Source organism: Opitutus sp., assembly GCA_024998815.1.
In the GTDB taxonomy this organism is placed as follows: domain Bacteria; phylum Verrucomicrobiota; class Verrucomicrobiia; order Opitutales; family Opitutaceae; genus Rariglobus.
In genome coordinates this window covers 462,667-484,370 of the sequence record JACEUQ010000003.1, presented here as the reverse complement: position 1 = coordinate 484,370, position 21,704 = coordinate 462,667, and the positions used below count along the sequence as shown (strand labels likewise).

Below are 21,704 nucleotides of genomic sequence, written 5' to 3'. Positions count from 1 at the left end.
CGGAAGACTCAATCGGTTGATAAAAACCGAGTTTGCCTAACCCCTAGTCACGCCCCCTGCCCACCGTGAAGCCATTCCACTCCCCATCGCCCCCAAAATCACGGGCTCACCTTAACCCCAGGACTCACGCCCAAAGGGGCGTCATCCTGCCCACGGTGATTTTTGTTATCCTGCTCTCGCTCGCCGCCGGGGCCATCCTGGAGCTAGCCATGAGCTCGTACCGACTCAGCAAACGTAACGAAATCCGCGCCCGTGCCAGGGTGATCGCCGAGAGCGAGTTGGAGGTGTTTTATTACAAGTTCCGCGAGAGCCTGATCATGGGAACCGCGACGAGTGCAACCGCTATCCCCGCCCAATTCGCGGCGCTGGGCAGCGACTATGTGTGGGACAACAGCGCCACGCCCGTGACTGCCGGAACGCCCTACCTGCAGATCTACAGGGATGGCGATGTACTCGACACCACCAACTTAGAAAAAGACGACTGGGTCGTGCGGCGCTCCATTATTACGTCAGGAAGCTTAGTAGGCACCATTCCTGATACCCACAAGACGGGCACCTTCAGCTTCCTCACCGTACGAATTCTGGTCGAACCCGGCCCCAGCAACCCCTTCTACGGCAAAGTCAGCGTGAAAGTCGGCCGACGCATGGGCTATGCGACCGCCTCGCTATTCCAGTATAATGTGTTCTTCCAAGGCGACATGGAGTTCGCGCCCGGCGGCAACACCCTGATCGAGGGCGATATCGCCGCCAACGGCAGCATTTACATGGGAGCCAGTGGTGGCGGCACGCTCACGGTCAGTGGTTACACCAGTTACCTATCCGGGGGTGTTTTTAACTCCACCATCGCCGTCGCCGCCTCCGCCGACGGAACAACCCCGGCCATCCCTGCCGAAACAACCTATCGCAAACCCGGCACACTCGCCCCGAACGGAACGCCGGTCACGGCCGATACCACCACGCTCAGCGCCCCCATTTTTACCACTTCGGAGTCCGCCCAGGTGTCCGCCATGACGGAGGAGGAAAACCTACTCGGCGGCCAGGACGCCGCCGCCATTGCCACCCGGAACCCCGAACTTTTCGGCGCACTCGATGGGGTTACCGGTGAACCGACCGAGGAGGCGCTCAACAACGTTTACCGCTCTCTCATCGCCCCGCCACCCTCGGCGCTGGCCGCCGCACTCAGTTCATCCACCGATACTCATTCGTCCGAGTACCCCGTCGCCACCAACCTTTCAACCACCGCCGACGACGACAGTATCGCCGCGCTGCGCGCCTATAACCGCGCCGGGTTGATCATCACCGTCAACAGCACGGGGGCCGTGGCAAGCATCACGGACGGTACCGGCACCAGTTACTTGGCCGATATCAGCCCAGCGGTGACCGCCTCGACCCTCTTTGATCAACGCGAGGGCAAAAGCGTCGCCATCACCAATATCGACGTCGGTGCGCTCAAAACCGCACTGGAAACCTCCCTGCCCGGGTTCAACGGCTTGCTCTACGTGCTGCTGGCCAATTCCAGCGAAACCTCCCCCGCAGCCGTGCGCTTGTCCAACGCCGCCATCACTCCGGGGGTCAACACCACGACCCAAGCCACCTCCGGTTTCACCGTCGCCACCAATGGCGGCCTGTACGTGAAAGGTGACTACAACACCACCACCTCGGACGGCACTAGCGCGATCACCAACACCTACACCGGCAAGATCAACCCCACCCTACTCATGGCCGATTCGATCACCGTGCTATCGAGCGCCTGGGACGACGCCAACTCCACCGAACTCGGTACCGCCGCCACCTCGACCTCGAACATCAGCGCCCGCGTCGCCACCTCGGGCCAAACCACCATCAACTCGGCCATTTTGACCGGCAACACCTCGGCCGACAGCATCCTAGAAGGGGACGCGGCTGCGACCGCCAGCGGCGGCGGCCAAAACTTGATCCGCTACATGGAAAACTGGAACGGCAAAAGCGTGACCCTGCGCGGCTCGCTCGGGCGCCTGTTCGACTCGCGCCATTTCACCTCCACCTTTCAGCAACCCGGCAACGCCTATCGCGTACCCGGCCTTCGTACCTTCGCCTTCAATGCCGGCCTGAAAACCGACCACGTCCCCGGCCAGCCGCTGATTACCTATTACAGCCGAGGCGACTTCTTTAATTGGTAAGGGTTGCTACGCCCGTCCTCGACCCGACTTCACCTCCCGTGGATTCCCCCAAACCACACTCGCGCCCTGCCCCCACAATTCCGGAGCAGTCGCTTCTCCAATTCGACCGCGATGAGCGGCTCGGGGTCGCGCTACGAGCACGCCGGATGGTGCGTTTGGGCGTGGCCGTACCGGCGGATTTCCTCGCCCAGATTGATCGCCCCGACGCGCAGGTCACCGCCGTCATTCCGGCCCGCAACGAGGAAGCCACCATCGCCGCCGTGGTTAAAGAATGCCGGCACTACGCGGGCCAAGTGATCGTCGTCGAAGGCGGCTCGACTGATCGCACCGCAGAGGTCGCCGCCGCCGCCGGTGCCCAGGTGGTGCGTGATCACGGATTGGGCAAAGGCGCCGCGCTTCGCCTCGCCGTCTCCCATGTCACCACCCCGATCTGCGTGTTTGTCGATGCCGACGGCTCGCATGACCCCATCGACATCCCGCTGCTGGTCGCACCGATCAAAGCCGGTACGGCAGACCACGTCACCGGCTCGCGCCTGCTGGGCGGCTCCGACGAGTTGCACGGCGGCGGCGACGAATTCCTGCGCCTGGCCGGTTCGGCCTTCATCACCTACCTGATTAACCTGCGCTACGGCGCGCGCCTGTCCGACTCGCAGAACGGCTTTCGCGCCCTGCGCACCGAGCTGTTTAAACAACTGAAACTGGGCTCGCGCCACACCACCATCGAAATGGAACTGATCATGGCCACCTTGGCCGCCGGCCGCACCTTGGCCGAGGTGCCCACCCACGAACGCCCGCGCGCGGCCGGTTATTCAAAAATCTCACTCGCCCAACCCGGCACCTGGCTCGCCTACGGCTGGAGCTTGGTGACCGGCCTGTGCCGTAGGCGCACCCGCTTGACGCTGCCTGCACTGCCCGCCGCATGAAAGCGCCCTACGATGCAGTCATCGGCGTATGGGACGGCCACGACGCCGGCGCCGCCTTGGTGATCGACGGGCGGGTCGTACTCGCGCTCAACGAGGAGCGCCTGAGCGGTCGCAAGCTCGATGTCGGCCTGCCGGTGCGCGCGCTGGCCGCCATGCGGGAGGCCGCCGCCGGTCGGCGCATCGCCTGGGCGCCCACCACCTCGGACTTCGCGAAAACGCTCACCCGCACGTTCCCCTCGATGAAGGAGAACTATTACCGGTTGCGCCGCCGCCTCACTCCGCCCGGCCCGCTGCACCCGCTCACCCTGCGCGCCAAATACACCCTCACCCAGTTGCCCACGCACCCCGTGCTGCGCGGCTGGGCCCGCCGCTGGTTTGCACGCACCCTCGACGTGCCGCTCGCCGACGTTTTTCTGGTCGATCACCACGCCGCTCATGCAGCCTCCGCCGCCTTTTGGCCCACCTGGGGCACGGACGCCACCATCGTCACCCTCGACGGAATCGGCGACGGCGAATCCGGCTCGGTCTGGGCCTGGTCCGAAGCGAGCGCCTCGCTGGATAAAATCATCTCCATCCCCGGTGCCGCCTCGCTCGGGTTGTTTTTCGAGCATGTGACCAACGAGCTGCAAATGCGCCCGCTGGAAGACGAGGGCAAGGTCATGGCGCTGGCCACCTACGCCGCCGAACAGCCGGTGAGCGCCAATGTTTTTTTACCCTGGTTTTCACTCACAACCGATGCGCGCGGACTGCCGGTGTTACGCTGTGCGATCGCGCCCGCGCGTATGGCGCGGGCGGTGCGCGACGTCGTCTGGTGCACGCCTCGTGAACAGGTCTGCCGCATGGCCCAGCAAACCCTCGAACACCTCGTGCCGCTATTTTTTGGCCTGCTCGCCGCAGCGACGGGCCGGGGCGCGTTCGGGTACGCCGGCGGGGTGGCGTCCAACATCAAAGTTAACCGCCTCATTCGCGCCGTGCCCGGGGTGGAGCGACTTGAGGTGTGCCCAGCGATGGGCGACGGTGGCCTGGCCCTCGGCGCGGCGCTCTCGATTTGGCGAACGGTGACGGGCCGCCGCCCGAACGCATTTACCGATTTCCGCCTCGGCACCAACCACGGCGACCTCGGAATCGACGCCGAAAAAATCGCCCGCGAAACCGGTGCCGAGTTGCAACGCCCCGCCGACATCGCCCGCGCCGCCGCCGAACGCGTCGCCGCCGGCGAGATCGTCATGTGGGCGCAAGGTCGCATGGAGCTGGGCGCCCGCGCGCTGGGGGCGCGCAGCATCATCGCGCGGGCCGACAGCGTGGCGGCCCGCGACGACCTCAACCTGCGCCTCAAACGCCGCGTCTGGTTTCAGCCGTTTTGCCCCACGATTTTGGCCGACGAAGCCACCGCGCTGCTGGCCGACTACCGGGGTGCGCGCGATCTGAACCGCCACATGACCACCGGCTTCGCCACCACGCCACAAGGCCGCGCCGCGCTGGCGGGCGCGATCGGCCCCGACGGCTCCTGCCGCCCGCAGATGGTGGAGTCCGATCCTGCCAACCCCTGGTGGCGCCTGCTCGTCGGCATGCGTGAACTCACCGGAGTCGGCGCGGTGATCAACACCAGTCTCAACATGCACGGTAAACCCATGGCGGACGACGCCGCCGGTGTGGTCGATGCGTGGCTTGAAAGCGGCGTGCAACACCTTGCGCTCGGCTCGGCTTTACTCTCCAAAAAGACGCCTCCGCCTCATGCCCACACCTGATCCAGAACTCAGCGACGCGCCGAACTCCACCGTCCAAGGGGAGCCGCCCGCGCCCCCGACGACACCTGCTGCCACAAAAGCCCTGGCCCGCCGTGGTGACTGGCTCTGGTACGGATTTTGTCTGCTGGCGCTGGCGGCAGCGGTGTTTTGGGCGCAACGCGTCGTCACCGAGATGACCAACGACGAACAACGCGCCATCGTGCCGGTTTCAACCGTCTGGGGCATGCACGCCTGCCTGACACTCGGCTTGACCGCGCTCGGTGCGCTGCTCGGGCCGTTGGGACGACTGCTCGGCCGTCGCCATCTGGCGACAGGGCTGGGGCTGGCGGTACTCGGCTACCTCGCCTGCGGACTGGCACCCAAGACGACACGCATTTTTTACGACGAGCATATTTATATGCAAATCGGCCAGACAATCGCCCACACCGGACGGGCCGAGTATGCCCGCCACGCGACCGCAGAATATGGCGATTTCAAGGTCTTCGCCGCCGCACCCAATAAGCAGCCCAACGGCCACCCCTACTTACTGTCCTGGGCCTATAAACTGGGCGGCGTCTCCGACCAGACTTCGCACGTCACCATCCGCGCGGTCGTGGGCCTGACGGCGGCAGCGGTGTATTTCGCTTTGGTACTGGCGCCCTTTGCCCTGCCTGCGTTCACGCCACTCGCCGCCGCCCTGGGGTTTGTCTTCACCCCGCTCGTTCTGTGGTGGGGCAACAGCGTTTCGGTGGAGCCAACCACCGTCGGGAGCGCCACCGCCTGTTTTCTGGCGGTCTGCCTGCACGCCCGCCTGCGCAATCTCGATACCGGCGAAAGTTCGCCGCTCACCGGCCTGCTGGTGGCGGCGACCGCTGCGTTCGCGGCGTATTTCCGCCCCGAGTCGCTGCTCATTTACCCCGTGGCGGCCAGCCTGCTGTGGGCTGCCGACCGGCGCTTTCTTGAGGACCGCGTCACCTGGGCCGCGCTGGCGCTCTCGCTGGCGCTGATCACGCCGAACTTGCTCCACCTCTGGTCGGTGCGCACCGAGGATTGGGGCGCGACCGACGGCCGCCGCTTCGACGTCGCCTTCATCAGCAAAAATTTGGAGAGCAACGCGGGGTATTTTTTACAACAAAAATGGTATCCACTGGCAGGATCTGTGTTGGCGCTGGTTGGGGCGGGCTGGCTGGCGGTTCGCAACCGCTGGCTGGGGTTGAGCCTGGGGCTCTGGTTCGCGATGTCGTGGGGGATTTTCGTGCTGTTTTACGCCGGCGGTTATTATTACGGCGCCAGTTCCCGCTACGCCCTGGTTTCGGCCATTCCCGTGGCGCTGCTGGCGGGCATCGGCGCCGCAGCGTTGATCGCGTTGCTTCGGCCTTACCGGCTGGCGTTGTCCGCTGTCGGCGTGCTGGTCGGTTTGAACTGGGTAACGGCCATGAGCTACGTGCCCACGCTCGGACGTGAATCCAACGAGGCCCGCGCCGACATCGATTTTTGCGCGGAAGTGGCGCCCACGTTGCCCACCGGCTCGCTGGTGGTTTCCATCGACCCGTGCATCTGGAACGTGCTCGGGCGAAACGCCGCGCACATCGACACGATCCAACCGGCACTGCGCAACGAGATGCTCGCCTTGGTCAACCAGTACCCGGGCGGGATTTACCTGCACTGGGATTACTGGATGAACTGCGAGCCGCAATTCGCCGCCGTTTTGCGCAAGCTCATCGACGACACCCAGGCGTCCCTGTTCGTGCGCAAGAACGCCGAAGCAGTTCAGTTCGCGCTTTTCCGCCTGGATACGCCCCACGCCCGGAAGATCTTCGGCGGCGGTGCGGTGATCCACCATAAGTCGATCACCGTCGACGAAGTCCTCGCGGGGCCTGGCGCGGTTTCCGAGTCCCCCACGAGGACGGCCCCAGCACCGGTCACCACCCCCGCCGCCGAACCCACGCCATGAGCGGAGTGTATTCCTGGAGTCGTTTTGCGGGGCGCACCCTGGCCGCGGCCGTCGGCCACGAAGGGGCGCCCACCAAGCTGATCTTTGTCGTCACCAAGCGCTGCCACTCGCGCTGCGTGTACTGCGACATCTGGAAGGTCAAAGACACCCCCGGCGGTCTCGACAACGAACTCTCGCTCGCCGAGGTCCGCTCGCTCGCAAAGGCCAACCCGTTTTTGCAATGGATCGACTTCACGGGCGGCGAGCCCACCGATCGCCCCGATTTCGTTGAGGTAATCCAAGCCTTCGCCGAAGCCTGCCCCGACCTGCTGCTGGTGCATTTCCCCACCAACGGCATCGCCACCAAACGCATTCACGAAACAGTGGCCCAACTCCGCCAAACGGTGCGTGCGCGCCTGATTGTGACCGTTTCGATCGACGGCCCACCCGCGCTCAACGACCGCCTGCGCGGCATCCGCAACGATTTTGCCCACGCCATCGACACCTTTGCGGCCGTGCGCCGCGAGATCGGGGCGGAAAACACCTACGTCGGCATGACCCTGCATGGACATAAAGCCTCCTGCGGGCGCACCAGCTCGGAGCTCGTCGAGGACACCTTCGCCGCCATCAACACCGCGCTGGTCGAGCGCGGCGAGGCGCCGATTGATTGGGGCACGTTCCACCTCAACATCCCGCATTTTTCACAGCACTACTACGGCAACCAAGCCAACCGGGCCGATGAAACCTTTGGCGGGGCTGAACATCGCGCCGAGGTGGCCGCCGCGATCGAAGCGACCGCTACTCGGGCGCAAACCGGCGCCTCGCTGGCCATGCGCGGCTTTGAGCGAATCTACCGCGCCGAGGCCCGGCGTTACCTTGCCAGCGGGCACACCAAAATCACCTGTTCAGCGCTCCTCTCCACCGCCTACCTTTCGGAAAAGGGCGAAGTTTATCCGTGCACGATCTGGGACCGCCCACTTGGCAATGTCCGCAGCACCGACTACGCGCTCATGCCCCTGATCACGGCAGCGCGGCGCGACGGCACCCGGCGCGCGGTGGCCGAGGGCAAATGCCCGAAGTGCTGGACGCCCTGCGAGGCTTACCCCGCGATCATGGCTTCACCCATTCGCTCCACCCTCGCCCTCATCACCGGCAGCTAACGCCTGCGCCGCCTCCCGCTTTATTTAACATGTCTGTTTTTTCCCGCCTTAACCTCTCACCGCGCGTTCAGGAAAACGCCTTGCGCGGCACGGTGATCGCCGCCGTTTCGCTGGCCTCCTTCCTGTCGTTTTCGGTACAGCCGCTCGTGGGCAAACTCCTGCTGCCCACCCAAGGCGGCGCCGCCTCCACCTGGCTGGGCACCATGCTGTATTTTCAAATCGCCCTGCTGCTCGGCTACGGCTGGGCGATTTGGCTGCTCCAGCGGCGGGCGCTCGTGCAGGTCGGGGCGACGGCCGCGCTGGGCTTGGTTGCGATGCTCGCCAGCCGCCTGGGCTGGGCGCAAACCAGCGAGTGGACCGGAGTGGGCGGGATCGTTGGAACGCTCTCGGTGGCCTCGTTACCCGCCATGGTTTTGCTGTTTAGCACCAGCCCGCTGCTGCACGGCTGGCTTGGCCGCCAGAACAAGGCGGTGCCTTATCACCTGTATGCGATTTCCAACGCCGGCAGCCTGCTCGCGGTGGTGCTGTACCCGTTCACCGTTGAGCGCTCCATCCCCGTCTCCGATCAGGTGTTTTACTGGCAGGGCATTTTGGGCGTTTTCGTCGGCCTGATCGGGGTGGCCGGCTTTCTGTTTTTACGCACGGCGGGGGCCGATCAGCGCCCCGAACCGGCCACCGAAAAACTCAGTGTAGGCCAGATTGGATTCTGGCTGGGGCTGAGCGCCTTGGCCTGCGTCGGCATGCTCGGGGCCACCCACCACATCGCCGCCGAGATCGGCTCCAGCCCGCTGTCGTGGGTCGGCCCGTTTGGCCTGTTTTTGCTCAGCTTCCTGGTGACGTTTTCGGGGATGTGGCAACCGCGCTACACCCAGCTTTGCCTTGGCTGGCTGGCGTTAAGCCTGACCGGATTTATGCTCACCAAAGGCGTCAGCCCAAGCACGGTGGACGGCTGGGTTGCATTCTGGGTGTTGTCACTGAGTGCCTCGGGCAGTTTTTTTGCCAACGGCCTGCTGCACCAAACCCGCCCCCAACAACGCTTCGCCGCGTTCTACCTGGTGCTCGCCGTCGGCGGTGTGGCGGGCGGCTTATTCGCCAGCTTTGCCGCTCCCGTTTTTTTCCTGCGCCCATCGGAGTTGTTGGCGGTTTCCTGCGTGCTGCTCATCGTCGGCCTACTGCGTATGTCCACCCAACGCGACCCGATCACCGTCGGGGTGATCAGCGCCATCGCGTTGTCCCCGGTGCTCGGGCTGGTGCTGACCCAAACACGCGACGAAGCGGCCGGCATGGAAAACGTGCGCCGATTCCGCAATGTTTATGGCTACTCGATGCTCAAGACCGACCAGAACGGGCTGATTTTATCGAGCGAAACCACCACCCACGGCACGCAGATTACCACCAATGCCAACACCCGCCGCCAGCCCACGCTTTACTACACGGAGAGCTCGGGCATCGGCCGGGTAATCACCGAAACCCAAAAGCAAAAATCATCCACCACGACCGCCGTGGTTGGGCTTGGCGCGGGAACCTTGGCCGCCTACGCCCGGCCTACCGACGCAGTGGATTTTTGGGACATTGACCCGAAGGCCGTCCACCTGGCGCGGGACCATTTCACGTTTATCAACGACTCGCCCGGCCGTATTCGCCTTTTGGAAACTGATGGGCGCAAAGGGTTGGAAACGACCACGACCGACTACGATCTGATCGTGATCGATGCGTTCACCGGTGACGCCGTGCCGCCCCACCTGCTCACTCGCGAGGCGTTGGGCATTTACTCCAAGCGGCTCGAAAAACGCCACGGCCTGCTCGCGATCCACGTTTCCAGCCGCTACCAAACCCTGTTCCCCGTCATCGCCGCCACCGCGAACACCCTTGGCTTGCACGCGCTGCGGGTGGTCACGGACATCGCCCACACCACCGAGACGACGGACTGGGACTGCACCAGCTCCCAATACATTCTGGTCGGGCGCGCCGAACAGATTCATGAGGCGTTGGCTTGGCTGCCAGCTGAAGAGGACGACGGCCGGGTACGGCGCACGGTTAACATCCACGACCCGTTACCACCCGGGCAGGCCGTGATCTGGACCGACGAACGCAACGCGGCACTCGACGCCCTCAACCTGAAAAACTACCTGCACGGCAAATGATCGCCGCGCTTTTTTTATTCACCGCCGTTTGGTTCGGCCTGATCCTCGATGAGGTGTTCGGCTTGAGCCGGGGCGACCGGTGGGTACGCCTGGCCGCCGGCATCGTGCTCGGCACGTTTTGCGCGGCCTGGCTGCTGTTTTTGCTGGCTTGGGGCTGCGGCTTCACTGGCGGGGTCATCCTTGTCGGCACCGGGATCATGCTCGGGTTTAACCTCTGGGCCTGGCACTACCGCGGGCTAAATGGCGCCTGGTTCGCCGCGCTGCCTAAGCCAAATCGTACATTCTGGCTGGCGAGCGCCGTTCCCACGGCGGTGATCACCGTCTATTTTGGCGTCTGCGTGTGGGCCAACGCCGAGGGCGACATCCTGTTTCGCGGCAACACCCGCGACCTCGCGTATCACATGGGCACCGTCTCGGCCTTCGTCGAGCAGAGCGCGTTCCCCCCTTACAACCCGCAATCCGCCGGCGCCCGCCTGAGTTACCACTTCATGGCGAACTTCTTTGCCGCCATCCTCAACAAAGGCGGCTTCGACCTGCTGTACGCGTTAAAAATCCCGATGGTGCTGCTGGCGTTTTCGCTCTGCACGCTGACCTGCCACCTGTTTTTTACGGTGGCAAAAACCCGCGCTGCCACCCTGTTCGCCGCACTGCTGTTTTTCTTCGGCCACGTCGGAGTGGTTAACGTGCTCTTCGGCCTGCTCGGCTACCCCTCGGGCAACATCCCGCTCTCGCTCGGCTCCTGGGCCAGCATCGAGGACCACGTCACCTACCCCTACTACAATTTCCTCAACGTCATCATCGACTACTTCCAGCCGCAGCTGCCCTTCCTGGCAGGCTTCCCGTTGGCGATGCTGATCTTGGTCGCGCTGTACCGGAAACACACCGAGCGCTCCGCCCTCGACCGCACGACCTGTTGCCTGGTCGGCGCCGTTGCGTTCATGCCGCTGTTTCACATGCACACGTTCCTCACCCTCGCCCCGCTCGTGGGCTTGTACGTGCTAAGTGAACGCACGCCGCGCCCGCTCACACGGGCAGCACACCGCGGTTGGTTCGCGCGGATGATGGATCGGCTGGCGATCGAAGCACCCGCACCGGCCGGCAGCGCACCGCCGCCCGCACCCACCGCGCCCCGCGCCTCCTCCGGCTTCCCGTGGTCGAAGCTCGCGCTTCTGGGGCTCGCGGCGATTCCGATCGGGATACAATTGGCGTTTATCTTATCGCAGCAAAAAACCGCCGGGTTTTCCGGCTTCGACGTCGCCAAGCATCTGGACGCGTTGCCCGAAATTCCCGAATGGCTGCATCTCAAGCGCGTCTGGTTTTGGCTTCGTGTCGCCGGGCCGTCACTGGTGCTCGGGCTGGCCGGTCTCGGCTGGTGGCTGCTGCGCAGACGCGGCGACAACGACGAGGACCGGCGCGGCAAAACCGCCCTGCTCGCCCTGCTGTTCATCGCGGGCTTTTATTTTGGCGTCATCAATGTCTTCCGCTTCACCCCCAACTGGGGCGACAGCAATAAATTCGTGCTCTATCTCAACGTGCTGCTCTGCCTGTGCGCGGGGCGTTGGCTGGCGCAATTATGGGGAAAATCGAGGGTGCTTAAAATCACCGCGGTGGCGCTGGTGGGCCTCGGTTCGGTCGTGCCTTCGGGCATCGAATGGGCGCTGCGTTACCGCCGTGAGCCGGAGCGACTGTTCAGCGCCAGCGACCGCATGGTCGCCGACTGGATTAAAATCAACACGCCCAAAGACGCGGTTTTCCTCACGGCCAACTCCTTTGTTCACCTGGTTCCGGCCCTCGCCGGCCGCCGCGTGGTCAACGGCTCTTACACCCGTGAAACCGGCTTTGCCGACCAGCAAACCGAAGACACCGTGGCTCGCGCTTATCGTGAAGCCGACCCGTTTTTAATCACCTCGGCGCACGTTACCCATGTCATGATCGGCCCCGAGGAAAACGGGATCTACCGGATCAACCGCGCCGCCTTCTCCCGACACCACCGGCTCATTTTCGACCAGCCGAGTCGCGGCGCCGCCTACACCCTTTACGAAACGCGCGCGTCCAGCGCGGAGTTAGTCCGCGCCAAACTCGATCCTGCCGACGGCCAGACTTACGTGGGCATCAGCGAACTCGAACCCCGCAGCGTGGAGCAGTCCTACGGCACCTTAAAATACGACCGAGCCTTCAATCTCGATCCCCTGTCGCTCAAAGGCCACCGCTATGCCAACGGCTTGGGAACCCACGCCAACTCCGACCTGCAGTTTAATCTCGGCGGCAACTACGACCGCTTCGAGGCGGATGTCGGCGTGGACGATTCCCAGATCGGCGGGGCGGGCAGCGTGCAATTCGAGGTCTGGGTGGACGATCGCAAGGTTTTCCAGTCGCCCACCCTGCGCGTAGGCGACACCCCGGCTAAAATCAGCGTGGATACCACTGGCGGATCGATCCTGCGATTGGTGGTAACCGATGCGGGCGATGGCGACCACAGCGACCATGCCGACTGGGCCGAGGCTCGGTTACGGCGGCGCGCGGCACCGGATGGGTGAAACGCCAGCCGAACGGCCACTTCACGTGCGGTCAGGGCGGGGGCGGCGCCCGCCTTGTGGCGTGGACAAAACCGCGTTGCCCTGCCCCACGACGTTATGGGGGTTTGGATTTAGGCGGGGACATTTTCGCCTCCGCCCAGGCGCCATGATCAGCGGCAATGCCGTCGCCGGCGTCATCCATCACGAGTTTAATGTGCTCCGCCCCGGACAGATCTAATTCCAGATTTATCGTCGGCGAACCCCAGCGCATAACGGGCGAGCGGTATTTCACTGTATTATCCGCATAAACCGTGAAAACCACGCTTCCAGGACTATTTGAAGCGGAATCCTCAACTCCGATCGCTGCGGTGAACACGGTATAACGCGGATCGACCGGATAACCGAGTTCCGAAACCGCATGAACACCCAAGCCACTCCGGTAACGCCTTCCATTGATTACAATGGGCGAGGTATCAAAGGAGGCGTCCCTGCGTACATTGGCAAACGAGTGCTTTTCCGTAATAGGCATTTTATCACTTAAATAATAAGCCCCGTCATCGTCCGGCTTGATCGGCTGGATCCGGAGCAAAACCGCAGACGAGTATTTTCCCGCCATGATCACCTCCCACTTCAAACTCCTGCTCCCGAGCGCGGGGATTTCTGATGCCGGATTGATACTGCCGATATCCACCAGCACATAATCGCCCTCCTGCGCCTTATTCCCAAAGGCCGCATCCATTATTGAACCGTAACCGGTTTGGCCGGGGTGACGGTGAACCGGGTCGGAAAACCGATAACCAAACCGCAGGTCCAATTCATTCTGGATGGAGGCACGAGTCCACAGGCGAACCGTCGGATTTTTATCCAGCCACGCGACCAGCCTAGGCATATAATCCCGATCGCTGTTATAGGTAAGGTGATTGGTTATCGCCACCTGCACCAAAACGATACTCATGGCACCGAGCACACCGGCGGCCACGATTTTATAGTGGCGCGCTACCCCAGCGCGAAAAATTCGAGAACAGGCAAGCGCCACCAGCACAGCCACTGGAACACTGATAATCGTAAAATAACGCGGTTCTTTATGATAGGGGAGGTACTGCTGCCAACTCATGCTGCCAAATTGAATCCAGAGTATAATCCCTAGAATATAACAGCCAATGGCCCGACCGGGCCCCCGACTGAATAAAACGATCGGCAGCGACACCAAAGGCATCCACATGTAGGGGCCAAAATAGGGATAATGATTCACCTGCAAAGGCGTTTCATTAAAAGTTCCAAACCAAGAATAAAGCGTGTGCAGAGCGTAGTCTTCGGGCGAGGTGAGCACGGTGCGCAGCCCAAGAAATAAATCCACGAGGTAGCGATAACTTGTAGACGTGTCTAAATTCACCCCGCCGCCGGCAAGATTCTGGAAAAACCCAATGGAAGTATGAACGCGGGCCAGCCAATCGCCCGTCAGATACTTTAGAGCCTGTCCCAAATTTCCGGATTTTTAAAAAGTGCGCAGAGGTCCATTGGGATTGCGGGCGAACGAGGTGGCACGAATCACCCCAGCGACGTTAAACGGCGGCCCGAATCGATTTTTCCCGCCCCCAAGCGCGGTAGTAAGGTACGGCAAAGCCGGGGCGAGCCCCAGGGTTATTCACATTTTTGCCGGAAAATTGAATTAAGCGGCCAGCGGAAGTGTTATTTCCTCGGCAAGGATTCGTGACACCAGCCAGAGGTTGTGACCGAGTACACTCCAACCCACCGAACGGTAGCGGTTGGCAAACCCTTTACAGCGCAAGCGTCCGCCGAGGCGTTGTTTGAGGATCGCAATGCGCGCTTCGGTCGCCGAACGGCGCCGCTGCAATTGGGCGAAGCGTTTTTCGCTCAAACGCTCCTTGAGCGCGTGCGGATCACGCGGGCATACCGCATCGTAAACGTCTTGTTGCTTGAGCATTGCGGAAGTTTTTTTGGTGGCGAAGCCGCGGTCGGTGCCGACCGCGCTAATCGGCGCACTCAGGTCAAAGCGGTTCTGCCGCGCCAGGCTTTCCTCGAGTTGGCACCATTCTGCCGGAGCCGCGCCCTGGTAGAGTTGCCAGTCGGTGATTAAACCGGAGAGCGCCTCGCTCAACAGCAACGAGTTGCCAAACTCGACTTGGCTCCCTGCTTTGCCGCGAACCAGTACGTTCACATCAAGTTCATGCACGCTGAGGATCTTTTGGTCGTTGGGCACCGGGCGTCCGCCGATGATGCGCTCGTGGGCCTGCTTGATGACGGCGGGCAGTTGGCCGAGCATAGCGTCGATGCGGGTGGTTATCCGCTTGGTTTGGCGTTGGCTGTAATGGGTTTGGCTATACTTCTGCGCCAACAGGTCGCGGTGGCGGCGGGCATGTTCTCCGATCGTGCGTAACAGCGTCTTCATCTTGCGCAGGATCTGTTTACGCGCGCGCTTGGCGTCGTTGCGGCGGCCTGCGTGGGTCATTGACATGCACAACTTGTTCATCTGCTTGGCAAAGCACTCCGGCTCTTCAGGCATACGGTGGAGCAGTCCAGCGCGGCGGATTAAAATCATGGCCTTGAGCAAAGTCTTGGACACATCACGCAACAGCACCCAGTCCACCGGGAAGTGGATGTTGGTCTCCAAGCACGTGCCGTCGATGAGGCAAACATCCATGTCCAGCGGCGCGCTCAACCCGAGTTCAGTGGCGCGATCCTTCTCGCCGCACATCTCCACCAACACTTGCCCCATCCAGCGCACCTGTTCGGCGGTGAAAAACTTCGAGGCCCGCTCCAGCACACTTTTGGACGCCCCCTTGATTCCCTCAAGCGTGCGAACACCGCAAAAATCCGCCAGTAAATCACTTGAGGCAATGCTACGGGAAAGCTCGCGAAAGGATATGTTGCCCAAATGCACCCGCAACACTTCAAAGCGTAACGCTTTGAGCGCAAACTCCATACGCTGGCGTAGTTGTGCGACACTGGCTTGGCCTGCCCCCGCCTTGGCAAAGTCCATCGCCATCGTCTCCAAGTGGCTGCCACGCAACAACGCGTCGAGTCCTTCCAATTGCTGGCGAAACTCGGCGTAATCTTTATTGGCACCGACTGGCGTTAGCGCCGGACGCAACCAGCGTTGCAGGGCAATGGCCGAGGTGGCGGATACGGGTTTTGACTTCATGGCCGATTATAGCGGCTTTTTTTTGACCAAAACCAGGGAATTACCCCTCTTTAGGCATCATTAAACTTATGCTAATAGTTCACTGCTAGGTTTTTATGCTTTCGGGACAGGCTCTACTTTAAAAGAGCCGCATCCAAAAATAGAATCAGCGGGAAGCCAGCCGCAACCCCCGTATACTCCCACGGAAAGCGGCGTGTTTTAATGAAATCAACCGCGGCGACGAAGAATATGCCCCAAGCCATGACATAGCCCCATTCCTTGCTTAAAACGGAAAAGCCCCAAATGACACCCGCCAGCAAGCCCCAGTAGTATTTATTGCGCCCCACGGCCCGGCGCAGGCCAAGCAACGCCAGCAGCAAAGCGCCACTGTAAAACGACATTTCAATATCGCCCCGGATTGTCGTCGAAACCTGCCAGTCGATCGGGCTCAAAATCAAAATGAGGCAACCCAGGATCGCGATACCTATCCCCATACGCAGCTGACGCAGAATAAAATAAGTCAGGGGGACTGCGGTGAGCCCCAAAATAAAGCCAGGAGCAAACGCCGCCGAAAATGAAACCCCGAAAACCTTAAACAGCACCGCCACGGGAAACCAAATCAGAAACCGAAGCCCCCAGAGCGAATGAAGAATCTCGTGGGTTTGGCCGTTGGTGTAGCTTCGAATATAAAAAAGGTAGGCCCAATCGTCATGGCCATAAACACCTGAAAAAAGCAGGAGCCGAACAGCAGCAGCCAACAGCACCAGTAAGGCCGGCACCCAAAGTTCGTTTTTATTAATAGAGCCCTTCATTTTACTCGGTTGCCGATTTTACCGGCTCATTATTACGGGAGGACGCCCCGGCCAGATCCGGCTTTTTATAGTAAACCACGTACTCTTCAAACGGCGTCAGCGAGCCGGCGATGTAAACCAGCTTTTTTATATCGTGCTCCAAACAAAAGTCCTCCGGCAGATTACGATCCGAAATCATCACCATAGGCCGGCCCTTGGCGGCGACCACCGCGCGGGCATAGAATTCCTCATGCGTGATGCAATCATCGCGACTGCGCACCCAGCGGGTAAAGCTACCCTCACGCCTGTCCTGCGGATAATATAACGTGCGGTGGAGGTAACCCGCTAGCGGCGCGCCCGCCCAGTCCGGGCAAACGGCGATAAACGCATCCGCGTAACCATTGCTACGCAACCATTCAGCCGCATTTTTACCACCAGAAAAGGGGCGGAGATAGTCCTCCCGCACCGCCCACAAACCCGTGAATGCCTGCGCTGCCAACATAAGGGTCAGCAACAGGGACGTCACGCGCTGCCGCCATTTTGAAAGACGTGAACCAGGGGATTCCGGTGCTGAAAACAACATCCAAGTCGCGAAAAAAAAGGCAAAAAACAGTAATCCCGTATGCCGGAAAGACCCGAGGAATTTAGTATACAGAAAGAGAGCCAAGCCGAGTGTCCCGAACACATAGGCGAGCAAGGCGCGCGGTGCGCGAAGGAAACCCAGAACCGATAAAAGCCAAAGCAATGAGGCGGCGAGGAGTGCGTGTGTTTCACTGTAGGACGGGAACGGCTTATCCCAGGGCGGAATCCAAAAAAAACCTGGATCACGCGGCAGCGGGAATGAGGAGGCCACGAACGCGGCACAAATGCGCGAGAAATGGGACAGCGACCAATCGGTATTCCATAACGCCGCCGAGGCGTAATAGGTATCCGGCAGGGGGCGGGCTATAACTGCCGCCACCAAAAGCCCCACAGTCGTGGCGACAAACAAAAAAGCAGGCCTATTTAAATTCATTTCTCGCTCTACACCAATATACTTAGCCAACCAAGGCGGAGCGATTCTCACCAAGATCGGCAGGCCAAAAAAGGCAACTGTAAGCGCGCCGGCGATGATTAAAGTATGGGCGCTGGCAAACCCCGAAAGGACCAAACACAAGGCCCCGAGCCAAGGTCGAGGCTTGCTGGGCAGAAGGAATACACACGCCAAACACAGTGCAAGGATGCCGGGAAGGTAGTTCCGGCAGACCGTGCCATATTCATACAGCTGATAGTAATTACCCAGCAGGAGCAGTTTATGCAACCGGTTGAATGGGGCCCAACGGCATACAATATAAAACGTCAGCCCCGCCAGCAGCCAGGTCGCCAGTTGCATGAGCTCGGGCGCCGGGGAGATGCGGTTGAGCCCCCACAACATTAAATTCCAAAGCGGCGGGGCCCCTTCGTAATGGGCCTGCGCGATCACGGCTGCTGGACTGGCCATGTCGCGCCCGATCAGCCACGCCTGCATTTCGTCGCGCCACAACTCGTGCCGACTGGCGCTGAAACCCGCCAATAGTAAAAATAAGACGGTGAGCAGAACAGCGAAGCCCGACGCGTTGACCTCGCGCGGTGCCGACGACTGGGGACGCTGGTCGATCGCCATGGCCGATAGCCTCAGTCCAGGGTCGCGACTAAACAAGCCCGCATCCACGCAACCAGCTCAGTCCAGGCCCGCCCTCGGTGACTTAACTCGTTTTTAACCGCATCCCCCAACTGGGCAAAACTCTCGCTGTAACCGTCCGGTAAAAACAGCGGATCATAGCCAAAGCCTGTTCCGCCCTGGGGTACTTCGCCCAAAACGCCCTCGCATCGCCCTTCAAACACCGCCTCGGTGCCGTCAGGGCCGATCACCAGCAGCACACAGACAAACTGCGCCCCGCGTTTCTCCCGCGGCACGGCCGCCATCACGTCGACCAGTTTACTCAAATTAGCCGCCCCATCACCGGCGGGACCGGCATAATACGCCGATTCCACCCCCGGCGCTCCGCCGAGCGCATCAACGCACAGGCCGCTGTCGTCGGCCAAAACCCAGGAGCCGGGCGGCAGGACCGCGGGCAGGGCGCGGGCTTTTTTGCGGGCGTTGCCGACAAACGTGCCGGTGTCTTCGACCACCGGCGGCATGCCGCCGACGGCCTTGGCTGAGACTATGGTTACTGGCAGGCCGCTGGCTCGAGCAAGAGCGTTCATCTCGGCAACCTTGTGCGCGTTACCCGAGGCGAGATAGAGATTCATGGGAGAGCGGGCTAATACTAATTAGCGTTCAAGTTAAGTGTTACGGCATCCTTGAGCTCACGCTCAAGGCCACACGCTTTGCGAGCCCACTCCTCGTGGCCTTGAGCGTGAGCTCAGGGTGTTTAGCCAAAGATCAGCCCCAAAAAAAAGCCCCCGCAGCACAGGGCTGGCGGAGGCGGGCGTAAAGCCAAAGGCGCGAGGCGCCTGGGGTCTTACTTGGCGAAAACGATCTTTGCGGTGTGGGACTTGGCGCGGGCGGCGGCGTTCTTGTGAACAACGCCGGACTTGGTGGCCTTGTCCATCGCGGAGACGTACTCGGCGGCGGCGACCTTGGCGACAGCCTGGTCGGTACCGGCGGCAGCCTTCTCCAACTTCTTGTGGAGGGTCTTCAGGCGGGTTTTAACGGCCTTGTTGCGGATGGTGAGGCGCTCGGATTTACGGGCGGCTTTGATAGCGGATTTCGTGTTGGCCATGGCGGATTAGAAATAGGTAAGCCGAACAGAAACCCAAACCTACGGGGGCGAGTCAAGGGCGATTTCGTTGAACCCAACGGTGAAATGCCCGAAGTGCCCCCCAAATAGGGCCATCCCCTCCCATAAAGTAGGGTCTAACTAGGGCCACAATACGCACTGCCCAGCCCTACCGCCCGCATACCTCCCCGTGATAATCTACCCACATGCCCAGCCCCCGTCGCTCCCACTGGAACGGTCATCCCATCCGCGCCTTTACCCTGGTGGAGGTTTTGGCCGCCTCCTTCGTAATGATTCTGGCCATCGGCAGCTCCGTCATCGCGCTGCAATCCGGCCTGCGCAGCATCGACAACGGCCGCCGATTGACCCTCGCCGCCCAGGTCATGCAAAGCCAGACCGAGAGCATCCGCTTGATGAGCTGGACCAATGTCCAGGCCCTCGCCTCCACCGCCACCACCGTGAACATCGACAGCGTGTTCGCCGCCGACACTAGCTACGCCAAGGACTTCACCATGACCATGCAAAGCGTGCCGGTTTCCGGGCGCGAAGACACCATGCGCGAAATCACGTTGGTGGTTAACTGGACCGGAGCCTTTGGCAGCCGCCACACCCGCACCTTCGTCACCCGCTACTGCAAAGATGGCCTTTATGATTACTACTACACCCTCGCCGGCTCATAACCGCCGCGCACGCGGCATGTCCCTGGTCGAACTGATGGTCGCCACCTCGCTCGGGGCGCTCATCATGGCCGGAATCCTCACCGTCGTCCTGTTCATCGGGCGCACCAGCGCCAACATGGCCAGCTATGTCGACCTCGAGTCACAGGCGCGTGAAAGCTTGGAGCGCTTCGCCCAAGATGCCCGCCAGGCCAGCAGCATCACCTATAGCAGCTCCACGGTGATCAACCTGACGGTCAACTCCACCAGCATCACCTACGGTTACGACGCCTCCACCGCCCAATTTTTCCGCACCCTCAGTGGCACTCGCACCAACCTGCTCGACGGCATTTCGTCGTTTTCATTCATCGGCTATAAACTCGATGGCACCCAAGTGAGCCTGGCCAACCTCGTGTTGGCCGGCACCAACACCAAACAGATCCAGCTCTCCTTGAAGGCCCAGCGCGTCAACCGCACCGCCGCCGCCGTGTCCAACACCGTGCTCTCCGCCCGGTACATCCTCCGCAACAAGGTCACCACCACATGAACACCTCCCGCACCTCACCCGCCTCGCGACGTGGCGCCGTTCTCATCGTTGCCCTGCTGCTGGCAACGGGCCTGGCCATCGCCATCGGCTCCTACCTATCGATCACCGGCACCAACCTAAAAATCTCCGGCCGCGCCTTCCACAATAACACCGCCATGAACCTAGCCGAGACCGGCCTGGAGGAGGCCCTCTGGTCGATCAACCGCAACCTTGAGGGCAACGCCGCCGCTTGGACCGGTTGGACACTCGCTGGATCCGAAGCCACCCGTACATTCGGTCCCGTTGACCTCGGCCAAAACACCTTCGGCTCCACCCGCGTCCACGTTTCCAACACCACCACCAGCGGCAGCGCCCCGGTGATTGCCGTCCGGGCCTCGGTTACCCCCACCAATCAGGCCCCCATCGAAAAATGGATCTCCGTGGTCCTGCGCAAACGCTCCAAGTTCGCCAACGGCCTCGTCGCCAAAGAATCCATCACCTTTCGAGGCACCAACGCCTCGGTCGACAGCTGGAACTCGGTGTCTGGAGGCACCATCGTCCCCTACAGCGCGGGCGTGCGCCTGGACGGCGGCACCGTCGGCAGTATCTCCGTCGCCGTCGATGCCGTGCTGGTGAAAAACGCCGACATCTGGGGCTACGTTGCCACCGGCTTCGACGATATCACCAACACGGTGGGCGCCGGCGGATCGATCCTTGGCGCCGACTCCGCCGCCAAGGACAAATCCGACTGGACCGTTGCCACTGTCGACCCTGACCGTGTTTCCACCGACTTCACCTCGTCCATGGATCCCGTCACGGCACCGGCCACCACCTACGCACTTGGCTCGGTCAGCAGCGGCCTCACGCTACCCCGCAGCGGTGACACGCCTTCCGCCGACGGCAAATACTACTACTCGACCAGCAGCGTCAGCCTCAACGGAAGCGCCAAGAGTCCCGACAACATCACGATCACCTCTGGCAAAAACGTCGTGCTTGTCGCCACCGGCAACATCGACCTCAAAGGCAACGGCGAGGTCCGAATCAATGACGGCGGCCGCCTTGAGCTCTACGCCGCCGGTGACGTATCCCTCGCCGGCAACGGCGTGGCCAACGGCACCTCTTCAGCAACAACAGCCACGACGAAACAACCGATCAACTTCCAGATCTGGGGCACCAACACCACCGCCCAAACCATAAGCCTAAATCCGGCAATAGAAAGTGCGGCCGGCGGGCGTTGCCCGTCGGATAGATGAGGGTGGAGAGTGCTGCGGCAGGCTGAACGGAAG

At 61.7% G+C, this 21,704-nt stretch carries 16 protein-coding genes; 10 read left to right on the top strand and 6 right to left on the bottom strand.

The genetic code is table 11. The annotated features are described in order from the left end of the window. The first annotated feature begins 65 nt into the window (after positions 1–65). The 7 genes from H2170_17135 to H2170_17105 are packed head-to-tail and all read left to right on the top strand — an operon-like array spanning position 66 to position 12,583. Positions 66–2,159 (top strand): hypothetical protein, encoded by a 2,094-nt coding sequence (locus H2170_17135; GenBank protein MCS6301795.1) that lies wholly within the window; start codon positions 66–68, stop codon positions 2,157–2,159. A gap of 38 nt (positions 2,160–2,197) precedes the next feature. After that, entirely contained in the window at positions 2,198–3,082 is an 885-nt protein-coding gene (locus H2170_17130; protein ID MCS6301794.1) for a glycosyltransferase family 2 protein, read from the top strand. Continuing rightward, positions 3,079–4,830 carry a hypothetical protein gene (locus tag H2170_17125; GenBank protein ID MCS6301793.1) on the top strand — a complete coding sequence of 584 codons (1,752 nt, stop codon included), beginning with the start codon at positions 3,079–3,081 and terminating at the stop codon, positions 4,828–4,830. The genes H2170_17130 and H2170_17125 overlap by 4 nt, the downstream gene beginning before the upstream one ends. Continuing rightward, positions 4,817–6,763 (top strand): glycosyltransferase family 39 protein, encoded by a 1,947-nt coding sequence (locus H2170_17120; GenBank protein MCS6301792.1) that lies wholly within the window; start codon positions 4,817–4,819, stop codon positions 6,761–6,763. The genes H2170_17125 and H2170_17120 overlap by 14 nt, the downstream gene beginning before the upstream one ends. Beyond that, positions 6,760–7,902 carry a radical SAM protein gene (locus H2170_17115; GenBank protein ID MCS6301791.1) on the top strand — a complete coding sequence of 381 codons (1,143 nt, stop codon included), beginning with the start codon at positions 6,760–6,762 and terminating at the stop codon, positions 7,900–7,902. The genes H2170_17120 and H2170_17115 overlap by 4 nt, the downstream gene beginning before the upstream one ends. Before the next feature lie 29 nt (positions 7,903–7,931). After that, the gene (locus tag H2170_17110; protein MCS6301790.1) at positions 7,932–10,046 is read left to right on the top strand and encodes a fused MFS/spermidine synthase; all 2,115 of its coding nucleotides are present in this window, start codon (positions 7,932–7,934) and stop codon (positions 10,044–10,046) included. Next, a complete protein-coding gene (locus tag H2170_17105) occupies positions 10,043–12,583 on the top strand; it encodes an NPCBM/NEW2 domain-containing protein (GenBank protein MCS6301789.1) in 2,541 nt (846 codons plus the stop codon). Before H2170_17110 ends, H2170_17105 begins: the two co-directional genes overlap by 4 nt. 94 nt (positions 12,584–12,677) lie before the next feature. Here H2170_17105 and H2170_17100 read toward each other — a convergent pair whose 3' ends face one another. From H2170_17100 to rpsT, 6 genes are all read right to left on the bottom strand, one after another. Next, positions 12,678–14,045 (bottom strand): NPCBM/NEW2 domain-containing protein, encoded by a 1,368-nt coding sequence (locus H2170_17100; GenBank protein MCS6301788.1) that lies wholly within the window; start codon positions 14,043–14,045, stop codon positions 12,678–12,680. Positions 14,046–14,231: 186 nt separating this feature from the next. Continuing rightward, the gene (locus tag H2170_17095) at positions 14,232–15,725 is read right to left on the bottom strand and encodes a hypothetical protein (protein MCS6301787.1); all 1,494 of its coding nucleotides are present in this window, start codon (positions 15,723–15,725) and stop codon (positions 14,232–14,234) included. 113 nt (positions 15,726–15,838) lie between these two features. Next, positions 15,839–16,516, bottom strand: coding sequence for a glycosyltransferase family 39 protein (locus H2170_17090; GenBank protein MCS6301786.1), 678 nt, complete (start codon positions 16,514–16,516; stop codon positions 15,839–15,841). 1 nt (position 16,517) lies between these two features. Continuing rightward, the gene (locus tag H2170_17085) at positions 16,518–18,137 is read right to left on the bottom strand and encodes a hypothetical protein (protein MCS6301785.1); all 1,620 of its coding nucleotides are present in this window, start codon (positions 18,135–18,137) and stop codon (positions 16,518–16,520) included. An 11-nt stretch (positions 18,138–18,148) separates the two neighbouring features. After that, positions 18,149–18,766 carry an RdgB/HAM1 family non-canonical purine NTP pyrophosphatase gene (gene rdgB / locus H2170_17080; protein ID MCS6301784.1) on the bottom strand — a complete coding sequence of 206 codons (618 nt, stop codon included), beginning with the start codon at positions 18,764–18,766 and terminating at the stop codon, positions 18,149–18,151. A 212-nt stretch (positions 18,767–18,978) separates the two neighbouring features. After that, positions 18,979–19,239, bottom strand: a complete 261-nt coding sequence (gene rpsT, locus H2170_17075; GenBank protein ID MCS6301783.1) for a 30S ribosomal protein S20 — start codon at positions 19,237–19,239, stop codon at positions 18,979–18,981. A gap of 203 nt (positions 19,240–19,442) precedes the next feature. Here rpsT and H2170_17070 point away from each other — a divergent pair, with 203 nt between their 5' ends. The 3 genes from H2170_17070 to H2170_17060 are packed head-to-tail and all read left to right on the top strand — an operon-like array spanning position 19,443 to position 21,671. Further along, positions 19,443–19,916, top strand: coding sequence for a type II secretion system protein (locus tag H2170_17070; protein MCS6301782.1), 474 nt, complete (start codon positions 19,443–19,445; stop codon positions 19,914–19,916). Positions 19,917–19,932: 16 nt separating this feature from the next. Next, positions 19,933–20,439, top strand: a complete 507-nt coding sequence (locus H2170_17065; protein ID MCS6301781.1) for a hypothetical protein — start codon at positions 19,933–19,935, stop codon at positions 20,437–20,439. Further along, positions 20,436–21,671, top strand: coding sequence for a hypothetical protein (locus H2170_17060; protein ID MCS6301780.1), 1,236 nt, complete (start codon positions 20,436–20,438; stop codon positions 21,669–21,671). The genes H2170_17065 and H2170_17060 overlap by 4 nt, the downstream gene beginning before the upstream one ends. The last annotated feature ends 33 nt before the right edge of the window (positions 21,672–21,704 follow it).